At 75.8% G+C, this 16,195-nt stretch carries 13 protein-coding genes; 9 read left to right on the top strand and 4 right to left on the bottom strand.

Annotation, left to right across the window (positions count from 1 at the left end):
- Window positions 1-3: 3 nt before the first annotated feature.
- Genes FHS22_RS16450 through FHS22_RS16420 form a run of 7 tightly spaced genes read left to right on the top strand, consistent with a single transcriptional unit; the run spans window position 4 to window position 9,899 of the window.
- Window positions 4-1,566: a condensation domain-containing protein gene (locus FHS22_RS16450; RefSeq protein ID WP_184942600.1), complete on the top strand. Its 1,563-nt coding sequence runs from the start codon at window positions 4-6 to the stop codon at window positions 1,564-1,566.
- Window positions 1,560-1,799, top strand: a complete 240-nt coding sequence (locus FHS22_RS16445; protein ID WP_184942598.1) for an acyl carrier protein — start codon at window positions 1,560-1,562, stop codon at window positions 1,797-1,799. Before FHS22_RS16450 ends, FHS22_RS16445 begins: the two co-directional genes overlap by 7 nt.
- Complete coding sequence (locus FHS22_RS16440; RefSeq protein ID WP_184942596.1) at window positions 1,796-3,190, top strand: condensation domain-containing protein; 1,395 nt, start codon at window positions 1,796-1,798, stop codon at window positions 3,188-3,190. Before FHS22_RS16445 ends, FHS22_RS16440 begins: the two co-directional genes overlap by 4 nt.
- Window positions 3,187-3,375 (top strand): MbtH family protein, encoded by a 189-nt coding sequence (locus FHS22_RS16435; RefSeq protein WP_184942594.1) that lies wholly within the window; start codon window positions 3,187-3,189, stop codon window positions 3,373-3,375. Before FHS22_RS16440 ends, FHS22_RS16435 begins: the two co-directional genes overlap by 4 nt.
- Complete coding sequence (locus tag FHS22_RS16430; RefSeq protein ID WP_184942593.1) at window positions 3,372-4,901, top strand: condensation domain-containing protein; 1,530 nt, start codon at window positions 3,372-3,374, stop codon at window positions 4,899-4,901. Before FHS22_RS16435 ends, FHS22_RS16430 begins: the two co-directional genes overlap by 4 nt.
- A 4-nt stretch (window positions 4,902-4,905) precedes the next feature.
- Entirely contained in the window at window positions 4,906-6,777 is a 1,872-nt protein-coding gene (locus FHS22_RS16425; RefSeq protein WP_184942591.1) for a non-ribosomal peptide synthetase, read from the top strand.
- Window positions 6,774-9,899: a non-ribosomal peptide synthetase gene (locus tag FHS22_RS16420; protein WP_184942590.1), complete on the top strand. Its 3,126-nt coding sequence runs from the start codon at window positions 6,774-6,776 to the stop codon at window positions 9,897-9,899. The genes FHS22_RS16425 and FHS22_RS16420 overlap by 4 nt, the downstream gene beginning before the upstream one ends.
- A gap of 76 nt (window positions 9,900-9,975) precedes the next feature.
- Here FHS22_RS16420 and FHS22_RS16415 read toward each other — a convergent pair whose 3' ends face one another.
- From FHS22_RS16415 to FHS22_RS16405, 3 genes are all read right to left on the bottom strand, one after another.
- The gene (locus FHS22_RS16415; protein WP_221473725.1) at window positions 9,976-10,305 is read right to left on the bottom strand and encodes a nuclear transport factor 2 family protein; all 330 of its coding nucleotides are present in this window, start codon (window positions 10,303-10,305) and stop codon (window positions 9,976-9,978) included.
- Window positions 10,306-10,397: 92 nt separating this feature from the next.
- Window positions 10,398-10,859, bottom strand: coding sequence for a pyridoxamine 5'-phosphate oxidase family protein (locus FHS22_RS16410; RefSeq protein WP_184942586.1), 462 nt, complete (start codon window positions 10,857-10,859; stop codon window positions 10,398-10,400).
- Window positions 10,860-10,986: 127 nt separating this feature from the next.
- A complete protein-coding gene (locus FHS22_RS16405; protein WP_184942584.1) occupies window positions 10,987-11,481 on the bottom strand; it encodes a carboxymuconolactone decarboxylase family protein in 495 nt (164 codons plus the stop codon).
- Between the two features lie 76 nt (window positions 11,482-11,557).
- Here FHS22_RS16405 and FHS22_RS16400 point away from each other — a divergent pair, with 76 nt between their 5' ends.
- Window positions 11,558-14,122 (top strand): AfsR/SARP family transcriptional regulator, encoded by a 2,565-nt coding sequence (locus tag FHS22_RS16400; RefSeq protein ID WP_184942583.1) that lies wholly within the window; start codon window positions 11,558-11,560, stop codon window positions 14,120-14,122.
- A 114-nt stretch (window positions 14,123-14,236) separates the two neighbouring features.
- Here FHS22_RS16400 and FHS22_RS16395 read toward each other — a convergent pair whose 3' ends face one another.
- A complete protein-coding gene (locus FHS22_RS16395) occupies window positions 14,237-15,127 on the bottom strand; it encodes a Rossmann-fold NAD(P)-binding domain-containing protein (protein WP_221473724.1) in 891 nt (296 codons plus the stop codon).
- 72 nt (window positions 15,128-15,199) lie between these two features.
- Between FHS22_RS16395 and FHS22_RS16390 the strand changes: the two genes are divergently transcribed.
- Window positions 15,200-16,144 carry a GlxA family transcriptional regulator gene (locus FHS22_RS16390; RefSeq protein ID WP_338047775.1) on the top strand — a complete coding sequence of 315 codons (945 nt, stop codon included), beginning with the start codon at window positions 15,200-15,202 and terminating at the stop codon, window positions 16,142-16,144.
- Window positions 16,145-16,195: the final 51 nt, after the last annotated feature.

Here is a 16,195-nt window from a genome sequence, read left to right as displayed (position 1 = left end):
GCCATGCGATCATCGGTAACCGGGAGCCGGGCCTCCCTCGCCCAGCACGGGATGTGGCTCACCGAGCGGACGGGCGCGGGCGGGGGCGCCGCGCACCACATGCCGCTCGCCGTACATCTGGAAGGGCCTCTGGACGAGGACGCGCTCCGGGCGGCCTGCGCCGCCGTCGCCGCCCGCCACCCCGTCCTCGCCTCCGCCCTGGTGGAGGAGGACGGGGAGCTGCACCTCGTCCCCGGCACGGCCGGGCCGCCCTTCACCGTGCAGGACGCGGCCGAGGACGACATGCCCGCCGCCCTCGACAAGGAGGCGGCCCGCCCCTTCGACCTGTCCGCGGGGCCGCTCGTGCGGTTCACGCTGTTCCGTCTGGAGGCCAAGCGGCACCTCCTGCTGGTCGTCGCCCACCACGCCGCCTTCGACGGCATGTCGAAGGACCTCCTCCTGCACGACCTCGCCGCCGCCTACGGCGGCTCGCCCCTGGCCGCGCTGGAGACCTCCTACGGCGAGGCCGCGGCCGCCGAGCACGACCGCGTGGCGGCGAAGCTGGAGGCCGCGGCGGAGTTCTGGCGGTCCCGCTGGAACGACGCGGGCGGGCTGCTGCTCCCCGGACTGCGGCGCGTGTCGCTGCGGGCCGCCCCCGGCGACATGGTGGACCTCGCCCTCGGCCCCGAGCTCGGCTCCGCCCTCGGCCGGGCCGCCGAGCGGATCGGCGTCACCCGCTTCGAGCTGCTGCTGGCCGCCGTGCACACCCTGCTGCACGGCTACGGCAACGCCCCGGCCACCGTGTCCGTGGACGTCTCGACGCGGACCGAGCGGACGCGGGACCACGTGGGGGCGTTCGTCAACGAGCTCCCGGTGACCGCCTCACCGGACGGGACGTTCGCCGCCTTCGCCCGGTCGGTCCGCGACGAGCTGCGCGCGGCGTACCGGTTCAGGGAGGTGCCGGTCGCGCGGGCCCTGGGCGGCGTCTCGCCCCGCGCCTCGCTCACCCCGGTCTCGCTGAGCTACCGCAGGCGCGGCGAGGGCCCCCTCTTCCCCGGCCTCGGCTCCCGCGTCGAGTGGACGATGTCCGGCAACGCGGTCAGGGGGACGCTGCACCTGCAGGCCGTGGAGGCCCCGGACGGGATCACCGCCCACCTCCGGTTCGACCCCGGCTGCCTGGACCGCTCCTCCTGCGAGGTCGTCGCCGGGCACCTGACGGCCCTGCTGCGCGCCGTCGCCGCCCTCCCCGGCACGCCGATCGCCGAACTGCCTCTCCCGCCCCGGCAGCGGACGGCCGCCGCACCGGAGCCCGTCCCCACCGCCGGGCCCGCCTCCGGGTCCGCCGCGGGCGGGTCCCGCGTGGTGGACGAGGTCGTGGAGATCTGGCGGGAGGTCCTCGGCATGGACGACATCGGTCCCGACGACGACCTGTTCGACCTCGGCGGCCACTCGTTGTCCATCACGCAGATCATCGCCAAGGTACGCGACCGGATGGGCGTGGAGCTCTCCTTCGAGGTGTTCATCGACACCCCGACCGCCGCGGGCGTCGCCGCCGACGTCGACCGGCTGCGGGAGGAGGCGTGCTGAGGCGGCGCCTGGCCGAGCTGGTCTCCCGCGCGAGCGACGGCGACCTCGACGTGGAGGAGATCATGGCGGCCTCCGGCTCGCTGACCGCCCTGGGCGTCACCTCCCTCACCTACCTGCGGCTGATCGACGCGGTGGAGGAGGAGTTCGGGGTCGAGCTGGACGGCCCGGCCGTCCTCGACACCCTGGACGGGATGGCCGCCTGCATCGCCGACCGGCAGGCGGCACCGCGATGACCGGGCGCCCCTTCGCCTGGCAGCGCTCGGCGACGGTGGAGTTCACCGGGGAACGCGGCGGCGAGGCCCCGCTGACCTGGGGGCAGCGGTCGATCTGGCGCATCACCCGGTGGCTGGAGGACGGCGACCCCTACTTCAACACGCCGTGGGTGCTCCCCGTCCCCGGCAGGCCGGACCTCGACACCGTGCTGCGGGCGCTGGGAACGCTCGTCGAGCGGCACGAGTCCCTCAGGACCACCTGCCGGGAGACCCCGGACGGGCCCGTCCAGCGGATCGCGGCCGGCGGGCGGCTGACCGTCGAGATATTCGACGCGGTGGACGCCGCACCCCGGCAGGCCGCGGCGGAGCTCGCCGACGAGCTCGCCGCCAAGGGCTTCGACTACGCCGCCGAGCCGCCGCTGCGGTGCGCCGTCGTGACGGCGGACGGGCGGCCGAGGGCGCTGGCCATGGCCCTGTCCCACCTGGCCGTCGACGCCTGGGCGCTCGACCTGCTCGCCGCCGAGTGGCGGCGGCTGCTGGCCGGGGAGGAACTGCCGCCGCCCGCGTGGCAGCCGATGGACCAGGCCGCCTTCGAGCGGTCGGGCAAGGGCGCGGAGCGCGGCGAGCGGGCCCTGCGCCACTGGCGGGCGGCGCTGGAGCGGGCGCCGGCGGCGCTGTTCGACCACCCGCCCGGCACGCCGGAGGATCCGCGCTTCGTCAGGGTCGGCATGGAGTCGGCCGCCGTCGCCGCCGCCGCCCGGGTGCTGGCGGAGCGCTGGACGGTCAGCACCACCAGCGTGCTGCTGACGGCGAGCGCCGTGCTGCTGACCGCGCTGACCGGCCGGGGGACGGCGGTCATGCAGTTCATCGTGGGCAACCGGCACGACCCGCGGCTCCGCGACATGGTGGGCACCGCCGTACAGGACGGGTTGTTCGTGCTCGACCTGCCGGACGGCACGTTCGCCGACGCCGCCCGGGCCGGGCACCGGCAGGCGCTGGTCACCTACCGGCACGCGCACTACGAGCCGTACGCGATGATGGCGCTGCGCGAGGAGACCGGGCCCGCCGACCTGTCGGCCTACTTCAACGACGTGCGTACCGTCCCCGCCTGGCCGAACCTGCCCGCCCAGGCGGTCCGGGACCCGGCCGCGCTCACCGGGCGGACGAAGACCTTCTTCGTGGGCGCCTGGGCCGAGGTGGACGCGAAGGTGTTCTTCGCCACCGGGCCCGCCACCCACACCTGCCAGCTCTACCTGCTGACCGACACCGCCTACCTGCCGCGTTCCACCGCCTACGCGCTGCTGCGGGGCGTGGAGACGCTGCTGGTGCGCTGCCTGGCCGAGGACGTGCCGCTCGGCCGGGTCGCCGAGATCTGCGGCCTCGCCGGCACCCTACCCGAGGAGATGAGATGACCGACGGTCCCATGCGCGTGGTCGTCAACGACGAAGAGCAGTACTCCGTCTGGTGGCCGGACCGGGACCTGCCGCCGGGATGGACCGCCACCGGGTTCGAGGGCTCCCGGCAGGAGTGCCTGGACCACATCGCGGCGGTGTGGACGGACATGCGGCCGCTCAGCGTCAGGAACCGGGCGCTTTGACCGGACAGAACACCCTGACCGGGCAGGACCCTCCCGGCGGGCTGCCCTCCCCGGGCGGGCAGGGCGCATCGGGCGGGCAGGGCGCATCGGCCGAGGAGCGGCGCCAGGCGCTGCTGCGGCGCCTGGCCGCCCTGCCGCCCGCCCGCCGCGAGGCCCTGCGCCGCACGATGACCGCAGCGCCGGCCGCCCCCGGCCTGCCGCTCTCCTCGGGCCAGGAGCGGCTCTGGTTCCTCAACCGGTTCGACCCGGCCGACAGCAGCAACCACATCCTGTGGTGCCTCCGGCTGCGCGGCCCGATCGACCCCGGCGGGCTGGCCGCCGCCTTCACCGCGGTCGCCGGGCGGCACGAGGTGCTGCGCGCGCGGTACCGCATGGACGGCGACCGGCCGGTCCAGGTCGTGCCTCCGCCGGAGCCGGTCGTCCTGGAGCTCCCGGTCGTCCCGGAGGACACGGCGGGCGGCGCCGGCCCCGACGCGGCCGTGCTCGCCCTGTTCGACCGGCCCTTCGACCTGGAGCGCGATCCCCCCATGCGGGTGGCGCTGATCGAGCTGGGGGAACGGCACGCGCTGCTGTGCATCGTGCTGCACCACATCGCCGCGGACGGCTGGTCGCTGAACGTCCTCATGCGGGAGCTGGGCGAGTGCTACGCGGCCCACCGGGAGGGCAGGCGGCCCGAGCTGGAGGAGCTGCCGGCGCGGTACGCCGACTTCGTGACCTGGGAACGCGGCCAGGCCGAGCGGGCGGGACCGGCCAGGCTCGCGTTCTGGACCGAGCGGCTGGCGGGCGTGCCCGTCCTCGACCTGCCGGCCGACCACCCGCGCCCGCCCCGCTGGACGGGCCGCGGCGGGCGGGTGGAGCTGCGCGTGCCGGACGCGGAGACCACCCGCTTCGAGCAGGCGGCCAGGCAGCAGCGGAGCACCCTGTTCATGGCGCTGCTGGCCGCCTTCCAGGCGACCCTCGGCGCCGTGGCGGGGCAGGACGACTTCTGCGTGGGCGTGCCGGTCGTGGGGCGGAGCCGTACCGAGTTCGAGCCGCTGATCGGCTACTTCTCCAACACCATCGCGCTCCGCGCCGACCTGTCGGGCGACCCCTCCTTCCGCGAGCTGCTCGGCCGGGTCCGCCCGGCGACCCTGCGGGCGCTGCAGCACGCCGAGGAGCCCTTCGACCGGATCCTCGGCGCGCTGCGGCTCCCGCGCGACCTGAGCAGGCCGCCGCTGTGCCAGGCGATGTTCAACCTGACGCACAACCTGCCCAAGGACGACCTGCTGCGCACGGCGATGGGCGATCTCGGCGTGGAGGTCCACCCGCCGCCGGAGACCGGCCGGACCAGGGCCGAGATCTCGGTGGACCTGTACCGGGGGCCGGAGGGACTGGGCGGGTCCCTCGAATACGGCAGCGACCTGCTCTCGGCCGGGACCGCGCGGCGCGTGGCCGCCGCCTTCACCGGCCTGGTGACGCGCGCCGGGGCCGACCCGGACCTGCGACTTTCTGAACTTTCCGGTCTTTCCGGACTGAAAGGTGAATGACCACATGGGGACGACACTGGACCTGATCCGGCAGTGGTGCGAGCGCACGCCCGAGGCGGTCGCCGTACGCGCGCCCGACGGCGAGCTGACCTACGGCGCGCTGTGGCGGCGGGCGGAGGAGCTGGCGGCGGTGCTGCGGGAGCGGGGCGTGGGGCCCGAGACCCCCGTGGGGCTCTGCCTGGAGCGCACCGGCGGGATGCTCGTCGCGGTGCTGGCCGTCTGGGCCGCGGGCGGCGCGTACGTCCCGCTCGACCCCGCCTTCCCCGCCGACCGGCTCACGCTGACGCGCGAGGACGCGGGCGTCGGCCTGGTGCTGACCCAGCCCGGGGTGGACCGCGCCCTGCTGGAGGGCGTGCCCGAGGTGGTCGAGCTCTCCCCCGGCGGCGTCGCCTCCCTCCCCGCCGGTACGGCCTCCGCCGCCGGCGCGGCCCCGGTCTCCCCCGCCGCGGGCGACCTGGCCTACCTGATGTACACCTCGGGGTCCACCGGCCGGCCCAAGGGCGTGGCGGTCCCGCACGGCGCGGTGGTCAACCTGCTGGAGTCCTTCGCGGCCCGCCTGGAGCTGACCCCCGAAGACGCCTGGTTCGCGGTGACCACCCTGTCCTTCGACATCTCGGTCCTGGAACTGCTCCTCCCCCTGGCCTGCGGCGCGCGCGTGGTCGTCGCCTCCGCGGTGAAGACCGCGGACGGCCGCGCCCTGCGGGAGCACGCGATCGCCGAGGGCGTCACGGTCATGCAGGCCACCCCGGCGAGCTGGCGGATCCTGGTGGAATCCGGCGGGGTCCCGGAGGGGATCGGCACCCGCCTGTGCGGCGGCGAGGCGCTCCCCCGCGACCTGGCCGACGCCCTGCTCGGAGACGGGGTCCGGCTGTGGAACGTCTACGGGCCGACGGAGACGACCGTGTGGTCCTCGGCGGGCCTCGTCGCGCCGTCGCCCGCGGCCGTCGACCTGGGCGAGCCCATCGCGCGCACCCGGCTGCACGTCCTGGGCCCCGACGGCCTGCCGGTGCCCGCCGGGCAGGTGGGCGAGCTGCACATCGGCGGAGCCGGGGTGGCCCGGGGCTACCACGGCATGCCCGAGCTGACCGCCGGCCGTTTCCTCCCGGACCCCTTCTCCGACCGGCCCGGGGCCCGCATGTACGCCACCGGCGACCTGGTCCGGACCACGCCCGGCGGCCGCCTGGAGTACCTCGGCCGCGCCGACCAGCAGGTGAAGATCCGGGGGTTCCGGATCGAGCTCGGCGAGATCGAGACCGTCCTGCGCTCCCTGCCCGGCGTACGGCAGGCCGCCGTCAGCGCGTGCGAGGGCCCGGACGGGCTGCCCCGCCTGGTGGCCAACATCGTCCCCGAGACCTTCCCCATGCCCGGCGGGCTCTGGCCCGAGCTGCGCGGACGGTTGCGCAGGCGCCTGCCCGAGTACATGGTCCCCGCCCACCTGACCGTGCTGGAGTCCCTGCCGCTCACGCCCAACGGCAAGCTCGACCGGGCGGCGCTGCCCCGGCCCAGGTGGACCCGGACCGCGACCGCCGCCTACCGGGAGCCGCAGGGCGCCCTGGAGTCCGACTTAGCCGCCATGTGGGCCGAGGTGCTCGGCGTCACCGAGCCGGTCGGCGCCGACGACGACTTCTTCGACCTCGGCGGGCACTCGCTGACCGCCACCCAGATCATCGCCAGGATCCAGGAGCGCTTCGCGGTCACGGTGCCGATCGCGCTGCTCTTCGAGCACCCCACCGTCGCCGGGCTCGCCCGGGAGATGGACCGCCTGGACCCCGACGACCTGGACCTGGCCGAGGTCGCCGCGCTCCGCGACCAGTTGGACGGCCTCAGCGCCGAGGACCTGGAGGCCCTCTTCGACGAACTGGCGCCGGGCGCATGAGGGCGCCGCTCTCCCCCGCGCAGGAGCGGCTCTGGCTCCTGCACCGCATGGATCCCGACGACGCCTCCTACGCCGTGTTCCTCGTACGGCGGCTGCACGGCCCGCTCGACGAGGACGCGCTGCGCGGAGCCCTCGCCGACCTGGTGGCCCGGCATGAGAGCCTGCGCACCCGCTTCGTGGAGGTGGAGGGCGTGCCGTGGGCGGTCGCGGAGCCCGCCGGCGCCGCGGGACCGCCGGGGTCGCCGGCCCTCGAACGGCTGGCGGCCGACGGGCCGGAGGAGGCCGAGCGGCTGGTGGCCGAGCGGGTCAACGCGCCCTTCGACCTGGCGGCGGGGGCGCCCGCGCGGGTCGCCCTGATCAGGATCGCCGGCGACGACCACGTGCTCTGCTTCACACTCCACCACATCGTCGCCGACGGGTCGTCGCTGAACGTGCTCTTCGACGACCTGGCCGCCTGCTACACGGCCCGCGTCCGGGGCCGGGAGCCGCGGTTGCGCCCGCTGCCCGTCCAGCCGAGCGACTACGCGCGCTGGCAGCGCCGCAGGGTCGAGCGGGCGGTGCCGTACTGGCAGGAGAAGCTGGCCGACCCGCCGCCCCCCGACCTGCCCTTCGACCGGCTCCGTGAGGACCTCAGGCCGGGGCACGGCGCGTTCCACCACATCCGGGTGGGCGCCGCGGTGACGCGCGAGCTGGACCGCCTGGCCAGGGAGCGGCGGACCACGCTGTTCGCGGTGCTGATGGCGGCCTACCAGGTGCTGCTGTTCCGGCACACCGGTCAGGAGGACCTCCTGGTCGGCACGGCGGTCGCGGGCCGCGACCGGGTCGAGCTGGAGCCGCTGGTCGGGTACGTCGCCCAGACCGTCGTCCTGCGCGGCGACCTCAGCGGCGACCCCCCGTTCACCGAGCTGCTCGGCCGGACCCGGGGCGAGGCCCTGGAGGCGCTCGGCCGGCCCGGGGTGCCCTTCGAGCGGATCGACCACCCGCTGGGTTCGCTGATGCCGACCATGTTCATCCTGCACAACCAGAACGGCGGCGCGTCCCCGCCCTTCGGCGACCTGGCGGTGTCGGGGTTCGCCGACGGCTACCGGCAGGTCAAGGGCGACCTGCTCACCGAGGCGTGGTGGGAGGGCGACGAGCTGATCGTGTCGTTCTGCCACGACCCCGGCATGGTCGCGCCCGCGACCGTCCACCGGCTGGCCGACCGCTTCGGCCTGCTGCTGGAGTCGATCGCGGCCGACCCCGCCGTGCCGATCGCGCAGCTGCGGATCTGGACCGGCGACGACCACGCCGCGATCCGGGAGCTGGCCGGGGACGGCGCGGCGGAGCCCGGCCCCTCGGTGCCCGGGATGATCGCCGCCGCCGTGCGGCTCGCCCCCGACGCCGTCGCGGTGGTCTGCGGCGACCGGTCCGTCACCTACCGCGAACTCCACGCGGGGGCGGAGGGGCTCGCCGCCGCCCTGCGCCTGCGCGGGGTGCGGCGCGGCGACGTGGTCGGCGTCCGCCTGCCCCGCTCGGTCGAGGCGATCACCGCGCTGCTCGCGGTCTGGCTCGCCGGGGCGGCCTACCTGCCGCTCGACCCGGACGACCCGGACGAGCGGCTCGCCTCCTCCCTGGAGGATCTGGCCCGGACGGATGACGGGGCCGCGTACCTCATCGCCCCGGGCGGCGGCCCGGACTTCGCCGTCGTGATCGATCCCGCCGAGACGGCCCCGGTCCCGGAGACCGCCGATCCCGCGGACGCCGATCCCGCGGACGCCGCCTATGTCATCTCCACCTCCGGCTCCACGGGAGTGCCCAAGGGCGTGCTGGTGGAGCACCGCGGCGTGGCCGCCCGCGTGCGGTGGATGCGGCGGGAGTACGGCCTCGCCCCCGGCGACCGCGTCGTGCAGTTCGCGTCGTTGAGCTTCGACGCGCACGTCGAGGAGGTGTTCCCGGCCCTCGCGGCCGGGGCCACGCTGGTGCTGCTGCCCGACGGCGCCGCGACCCTGCCCGACCTGCTCGCCTCTCCCTCGGGCGCCGGGATCACCGTCCTGGACCTGCCCACCGCCTACTGGCACCGCATGGTGGAGGAGATCGGGACGGTCGCCTGGCCGCCGGCCCTCCGCCTGGTGATCCTCGGCGGGGAGCAGGTCGCCTCGGCCGCCGTGAACCGCTGGCGCGCCCGCTTCGGCGACGGCGTCCGGCTCGTCAACACCTACGGCCCGACCGAGACCACGGTGATCGCCACGACGGCGGACCTCGCGGGGCCCGGCGCCGGAGCGGGCACCGGCAGGGTGCCGATCGGCGTGCCCGTCGGGGCGGCCTCCGTCCACGTGCTCGACGCGCGGGGCGAACCCCTGCCGCCGGGCGCCGCGGGGGAACTCGTCGTCGGCGGGGCCGGGGTGGCCCGCGGATACCTCGGCCGTCCCGCGCTCACCGCCGCCTCCTTCGTGCCCGACCCGTACGGCCCGCCCGGCGCGCGCCGCTACCGCACCGGGGACCGGGCACGATGGCGCGCCGACGGGCGGCTGGAGTTCCTGGGGCGCTTCGACGACCAGGTCAAGGTCCGCGGCTTCCGGATCGAACCCGGCGAGGTCGAGAGCCACCTGCTCGCCCATCCGGCGGTGGGCCAGGCCCACGTCGCCGCGCGCGGCGACGACCTCGTCGCCTACGTCACCGGCACGGCCTCTCCCGACGAGCTCCGCGCCCACCTCGGCGGGTCGCTCCCCCGCCATCTCGTGCCGACCCTGTGGGTGCACCTCGACGAGCTCCCGCTCACCACCCGGGGGAAGATCGACCGTGCCGCCCTGCCCGATCCGGGGCAGGCCTCCGCGGCGCGGGCGGCGCACGTGCCGCCCCGCACCGACGCCGAGCGCCTGGTGGCGGCCATCTGGTCCGAGCAGCTCGGCGTCACCGCCGTCGGCGCGCTCGACGACTTCTTCTCCCTGGGGGGCCACTCCCTGCTGGCGACCAGGATCGCGGCCCGGTTGCGCGCCGAGACGGGGCTGGAGGTGCCGATCCGGATGGTGTTCGCCCACCGCACGGTCGCGGCCCTCGCCGCGGCGGTGGAGGACCTCCTGGTCGAGGAGCTGTCCGGCCTCACCGACGAGGAGGCGGTCGCCCTGCTCGGCGGGGCGCCGTGAGCGGACACGGCCTGCCGCCGCGATCGCGCCGCCGGAGGTCCGCGGCGCGGTCGTGGCGGGTCCGGGGACGCCCGGCTCAGGCCATGAAGATCACTCGGTCGATCACGCCGTCCCTGACCCGGTAGGAGACCAGCAGGTCGAAGTCGCCGCGGGCGGTGCCGACCGCGTGCTCGTGGTCCACCACCCAGTCGCCCTCGGCCGTCCGGCCCAGCAGGTCGGCGTGGCAGGACTTGGCGTCGAACTGCGGCGTGTACCGTTCGCGCAGGTAGTCGTGGCCCTTGCCCTGGACCTCCTCACCGCTGAGCACGAGGACGTCCTCCGCGTAGCACGCGAGGAAGGCTTCGAGGTCGTGGGCGTTGTAGGCGTCGAGCTGGCGCTGGGCGAGATCGGAAGGCGTGGCGGTCATGCCGCACAGCATCCCAGACCGCCGTCCGGAGCGGGACACCGCCCGGCGCCTGACGGCGCCGGGCGCCTGCGGGAACGGGACGGCCGAGGCGGTCAGGAGACGTGCCAGCGGCCGCCGCTCATGAGTTCGCGGTCCTTGAGCTCGTTGACCTCGCGCCAGGCCTGGACGCGTTGCGGCAGGACGCTGAAGTAGAGGTACGGGCTGCTCAGCTCGCGCGGGTCGAACCCGGTCTTGGCGGCGAAGGCGTCCGCCAGCTCGGTGGAGACCTCGGAGGCGGGCAGCCCCCGCGCCGCACCCTCGATCAGGGTCACGTCGCGCGTGGGGCCGACGGCGATCCGGGCCTTCCCCGTCGCCTGCAGGTTGCGGGCGGTCACGCTGGCGGCGGCGGTGGCGATGATCAGGGCGGCGCCGTCCCACAGGAAGGACAGCGGCACCATGTACGGCTCCCCGCCGCCGGGACCGGCCGTGGCCACCCAGGCGTCGACGTCGTGTTCGAGCCGGTTCAGGCTGTCGAGCTTGCGCTGCTCGGGACTGCGGGCGTCCGGGAGGGTCATCTCGGCTCCTCGATGCTGGGGATCCCGGGCCTTCAGGGCTCGGGAGGCACGTCGAACAGGACAGGTCGGTACGGCAGTCGAAGATAAGGCGTCGGTCGGGTGCCGTCCTCAGCCGGTGCCTCCTCTCTCAGAGCGTGACGAGCGGCCAGTCGAGGGGGACGCGCGCCGCGGCGGTGAAGCAGGAGACGAAGAGGCCGACCGCCACGTGGGCGACGACCTCGGTGACCTCGGCGGGGGACAGTCCGTGCGCCCGGGGCGTGCCGCCGCGCAGCAGCGCGGCGGCGTACTCCAGGGCGGTTGATCCTTCTCCGCGCCGGGCGGCGGCCAGCTCGGGTGCGCTCAGGCCGGTGACCTCCGCCGACAGGAACGTGTGCATCGACAGCGCGTACTCGCTCCGGAGGTGCTGCGCGGCGAGCAGGGCGATGCCCGCCTGGTCCCCCGGCGTCAGGCGGCCGTCGCGCAGCCCGTCCACGGCGGCCAGGTAGCCGGCGAGGACGACGGGGCTGTGCGCCATCGCCCTGGCGAGGTTGGGCGTGACGCCGAGCACCCTCCGGGCGGCGGCGAACTGGGCCCTCACCGGACCGGCGGCGGTGTCCGGGTCGATCAGCGGTAGTCCTTCCATGCCCGCAATGCTGCGGAAGGGGACTGATAGGTTCGCGATACGTCGGCGATGCACGCGGAATCGGAGTGGGGCGAGCATGGGGGTGCGGTTCACGGTCCTCGGCCCGGTCGAGGTCACCGCCGACGGGACCCGGCTGGACGGGCTGGCCCCCCGCCACCGGGCGGTGCTGGCCTACCTGCTGCTCCACGCCAGGATCGTGCTCGGCCGCGACCGCCTGATCGACGCCGTGTGGGGACCGGCCCCGCCGGAGACGGCCCGCTCCCAGATCCACGCCGCCGTCACCGCGATCCGGCGGGTGCTGCGCCGGGCCGGGGCCGCGGAGGTGCTGCAGACCCGCGACGCCGGGTATGTGATCGTTCCGCAGGCCGGGCAGCTCGACCTCGACGAGTTCACCGGGGCGCTGTCGGCCGCCGAGGACCCGCAGCGGATCCGCGCCGCCCTCGCCCTGTGGCGCGGCGAGGCGCTGGCCGACGTCAGCGCCGACTACGTCGCCGACGCCCGGACGAGGCTGACCGAACGCCGGCTGGCGGCGTTCGAGCGGCTCGCCGAGCTCGAACTCGCCCTCGGCCGCCATGAGCACCTGATCGACGAGCTGAGCGCGCAGGCCGCCGCGCACCCGCTGCGTGAGAAGCTCGCCTGCCACCTCATGCGCGCCCTCCACCTCGCCGGGCGCCAGCCCGACGCGCTCGCCGTCGCCCGCGCCTTCCGCGCCAGGCTCGCCGACGATCAGGGCCTGGACCCGGGCCATGCCTTCACCACCCTGGAGCAGGCGATCCTGGCCGGCGACACGGCCCCTGAGCCGGCCGGGCAGGGGTCGTTCCTGCCCTACGACCTGCCCGACTTCGCCGGACGCGGCAACGAGCTCGGCCACCTGACCCACCAGGCCGGCCAGGCCGCGATCTACACGATCGACGGGATGGCCGGCGTCGGCAAGACGGCGTTCGCCGTGCACACCGCCCACCGGCTCGCCGCCCGGTACCCCGACGGCCGGCTCTTCGTGGACCTGCGCGCCCACACGGCGGGGCAGCCGCCGCTCGATCCCGCCGCGGCCCTGGACATCCTGCTGCGCCAGGCCGGCGTCCCGGCCGACCGCATCCCCGCCGACCTGGCCGGCAGATGCGCGCTCTGGCGCTCGGAGCTCGCCGGGCGCAGGGTCCTGGTGGTCCTGGACAACGCGGCCGGCGCCGAGCACGTACGGCACCTGCTCCCCGGAGCGCCCGGAAGCCTCACCCTGATCACCAGCAGGCGCCGCCTCACCGACCTGGACGGCGCCCGTGCCCTGTCCATGGACGTCTTCCCCGCGGCCGACGCCATCGCCCTGTTCAACGGCATCGTCGGTGAACGCGCCGAACGGCGGCCCCTGGCCGTACTGGACGTCCTGCAGCTGTGCGGTTTCCTTCCCCTGGCCGTCCGCATCGCCGCCGCCCGGCTTCACCACCGCCCCCAGTGGACGGTCGACTACCTGGCGGAGCGCCTGCGCGCCGAGCGCCGCAGGCTCGCCGAGCTCTCCACCGCCGAGCGGGGGGTCGCCGCGGCGTTCACCCTCTCCTACCGGCAGCTGGCCGCCGACAGGCGGCGCACGTTCCGCCTGCTGGGCGTCCATCCCGGCCGTGACGTCGACCCGTACGCCGCCGCGGCCCTCGCCGGGACGGACCCCTACGAGGCGGAGGAGATCCTGGAGGACCTCCTCGACGCCCACATGCTCATCCAGCACGAGCCCGGCCGGTACACCTTCCACGACCTGCTCCGCGACCACGCCCGCTCCCTCGCCGAGCCGGAGGAGGCCTCCGGCGCCCTGACCCGCCTGGCCGGCCACCACCTGCGCACCGCGGTCGTCGCGATCGGCCGGCTCTTCCCCTACTCGCGGCACCTGCTGCCGGCCGCGCCGCCCGCGGACGGCCCCGCGCCGGAGGACCCGGTCAGCGCGCTCGCCTGGCTGGACGCCGAACGCGCCAACCTCATCGCCTGCGGCGTCCAGGCCGCGGCCGACCGGCCCCGGCACACCACCGACCTGGCCGCCGCCCTGTACGCGTACCTGGACGGCCACATCCACCACGCCGAGGCCCTGCCCCTCTACGACGCCGCCGTCCGCGCCGCCCGGGACCCGTCCGCCCAGGCGCAGGCCCTTCTCAACCAGGGCGTCATGCACGCCAGGCTGGGCGACCACGACCGGGCCCACCTCCACACCCCGCGGGCCCTGGACCTCGCCCGCCTGGCCGGCGACCGCCACGCCGAGGCCCGCGCCCTGTGCAGCCTCGGCGACGTCGCCTGGGAGGCCGGGGACATCGACCGCGCGCACGCCGACTACGACCGTTCCCTGTCCCTCTACCGCGAGGTGGGCGAACGCCGCGGCGAGGCCATCGTCCTGGGCAACCTGGGCCTGGTCCACAGCCGCCGGAACCGGCACGACCTCGCCCACCAGGTGCTCGACCAGGCCCTGGCCCTCTTCCACGACCACGGGATCCGCGCCGGAGAGGCGACCGTCCTGGGCAACCTGGGCCTGATCCACGAGCGGCAGGGCGACCGCGTCCGGGCGGCCGACCACTTCATCCGGGCGCTGGCCCTGTTCCAGGACCTCGGCTACCGCCCCGGCGAGACCGCCATGCTCGCGCACCTCGGCCGCCTGGGCCCCCGGCGGTGACGCGCAGCGGCGGTCACCGCGAGCCCGCGGCCCGCCGCGGCGCCCGGACCGGCTCGTTCAGCCCGCCGGCGGGCGACGGCCTGCTCCTCCGCCGGCCCGGAGCCGCTCCGGACCTCAGAGCAGTTCGGCCAGGACCTCCTCGACCGGCGTGGCCGTGACGCCGAGGAGCTTCTCGGTCTCGGTGAAGTCGGAGACGTACGGCAGGCCGGGGGCCTCCAGCACCTCGGTCAGCTCGGCCCAGAACGGGTCGGTGAGCGCCAGCAGCGCCAGGTCCCGCTCGGTCAGCTCCTCCAGCCGCGGCAGGGGCGCCCCGGCCAGCTCGGCCAGCCGCGCGGCCAGCTCGCGCACCGACGGCGTGACGGCCGGCGCGTGCCAGGCCCGCCCCCAGGAGCGCTCGTCGCGGCCCGCGGCGACCAGCGTGCGGGCCGTGTCGCCGATGGAGGAGTAGCTGTGCGGCAGGTCGAGATCCTGCGGCACCAGGGCGAGCGCGCCCGCCAGCACCCGCGGCTGGACCATGAGGCTGAAGACCGACACCGCGCCGGCGCCGTAGAACTGCGCGGCCCGCACCTCGGTGACCTGAACGCCCGAGGCCGCGGCCTCCTCCCACAGGCGTGCCCGCAGGCGGCCCTTCGGGCCGGCGGCCTCCAGCGGCAGCCCCGGGTGGAGCGGGCCGGTGACGAGGCCGTAGCCGTACAGGTTGCCCAGCATGACGTAGCGCGCGCCGGTGCGCGCCGCGGCGGTCAGAGCGGCGCCGGCCAGCGCCGGGAACTCCTGCGGCCAGCGGTGGTACGGCGGCGCGGCGCAGCCGTACAGCGTGGCCGCGCCCTCCAGCAACCGGGTGAGGCGGTCGGCGTCGGCGGCGTCCGCGGCCGTCTTCTCGACCAGGGGGTGGTCGGGCCCGCCGCCGCTGCGGCTGACGATCCTGACGCGCTCGCCGTCGGCGGCGAGCAGCAGGGCGGTGCGGGAGGCGGCGGCACCGGCGCCGATGATCACGTGGAAGGTCATGGACCCACCGTCCACCACCCGCCTAGGCTGACGACAGTGGCCAGAATGCCAGCTATCCGGAGGATCCAGCCAGTGCATCGCATCGTGCTCGTCGTCGTGACGCCCGTCATGAGCTTCGACGCCTCCATCCCCTACATGATCTTCGGCGGGGTCGAGGCCGACGGCGTCCCGGGCTACACCGTCCGGGCGTGCACGGCCGAACCGGGCATCGTGCCCACGGCCGGCGGCCCCGACCTGTTCGTCCCGCACGGCCTGGAGACGGTGCGGGAGGCCGACACCGTGATCGTGGCCGGCAGCGGCGGCGAGCCCGCCCACCCCGACGTGCTGCGGGTACTGCGGGAGACGGCGTCCGCCGGGACGCGCATCGCCTCCCTGTGCACCGGCGCCTTCGTACTGGCGCAGGCGGGCCTGCTGGACGGCCGCCCGGCGACCACCCACTGGGCCCTGGCCGAGGCGCTGGCCGCCCGCCACCCCGCCGTCGAGGTCCGCCCCGACGTGCTCTACGTCGACGACGGCCGGGTGCTGACCTCCGCGGGCGCGGCCGCCGCCATCGACCTGTGCCTGCACCTGGTGCGGCTCGACCACGGGGCGGCCGCGGCCAACGCCGTGGCCCGTGCCGCGGTCGTCTCCCCCGTACGGCCCGGCGGCCAGGCCCAGTTCATCACCACGCCGCTGCCGCCCGAGCGCGGCACCTGGCTGGCCGGGACCCGGGCCTGGGCGCTGGCGCACCTGGACCGCCCGCTGACCCTCAAGGACCTGGCCGCGCACACCGGCACCAGCGTGCGCACGCTGACCCGCCGCTTCCACTCCGAGACCGGGCTCAGCCCTCTGCAGTGGCTGCTGCACCGGCGCATCGACCGGGCGCGGGAACTGCTCGAGACCACCGACCTGCCGATGGACGAGATCGCCTGGCAGAGCGGGCTGGGCAGCGCCGACTCCCTGCGCAAACACCTGGTCGGCCGGGTGGGGCTCACCCCCAGCGCCTACCGCGCGGGCTTCCGCCGTACGGAGCGCTGAGCACCGCACCGGCTTCGCGGACGCGGTGCGCCAGGGCCCTGAAGCCCTCGG

Source organism: Thiemannella venezuelensis (genome assembly GCF_014203605.1).
In the GTDB taxonomy this organism is placed as follows: Bacteria; Actinomycetota; Actinomycetes; order Streptosporangiales; family Streptosporangiaceae; genus Planomonospora_A; species Planomonospora_A venezuelensis.
Note: the sequence above shows the minus strand (reverse complement) of the source record. Positions and strands in the feature narration are given on the sequence as shown.

Excerpts from the sequence above, each read along its gene's own strand:
- FHS22_RS16410 (WP_184942586.1), bottom strand. The coding sequence starts at position 10,859 with ATGACCCTCCCGGACGCCCGCAGTCCCGAGCAGCGCAAGCTCGACAGC.
- FHS22_RS16405 (WP_184942584.1), bottom strand. The coding sequence starts at position 11,481 with ATGGAAGGACTACCGCTGATCGACCCGGACACCGCCGCCGGTCCGGTG.
- FHS22_RS16440 (WP_184942596.1), top strand. The coding sequence starts at position 1,796 with ATGACCGGGCGCCCCTTCGCCTGGCAGCGCTCGGCGACGGTGGAGTTC.
- FHS22_RS16425 (WP_184942591.1), top strand. The coding sequence starts at position 4,906 with ATGGGGACGACACTGGACCTGATCCGGCAGTGGTGCGAGCGCACGCCC.
- FHS22_RS16400 (WP_184942583.1), top strand. The coding sequence starts at position 11,558 with ATGGGGGTGCGGTTCACGGTCCTCGGCCCGGTCGAGGTCACCGCCGAC.
- FHS22_RS16415 (WP_221473725.1), bottom strand. The coding sequence starts at position 10,305 with ATGACCGCCACGCCTTCCGATCTCGCCCAGCGCCAGCTCGACGCCTAC.
- FHS22_RS16395 (WP_221473724.1), bottom strand. The coding sequence starts at position 15,127 with ATGACCTTCCACGTGATCATCGGCGCCGGTGCCGCCGCCTCCCGCACC.
- FHS22_RS16435 (WP_184942594.1), top strand. The coding sequence starts at position 3,187 with ATGACCGACGGTCCCATGCGCGTGGTCGTCAACGACGAAGAGCAGTAC.
- FHS22_RS16450 (WP_184942600.1), top strand. The coding sequence starts at position 4 with ATGCGATCATCGGTAACCGGGAGCCGGGCCTCCCTCGCCCAGCACGGG.
- FHS22_RS16420 (WP_184942590.1), top strand. The coding sequence starts at position 6,774 with ATGAGGGCGCCGCTCTCCCCCGCGCAGGAGCGGCTCTGGCTCCTGCAC.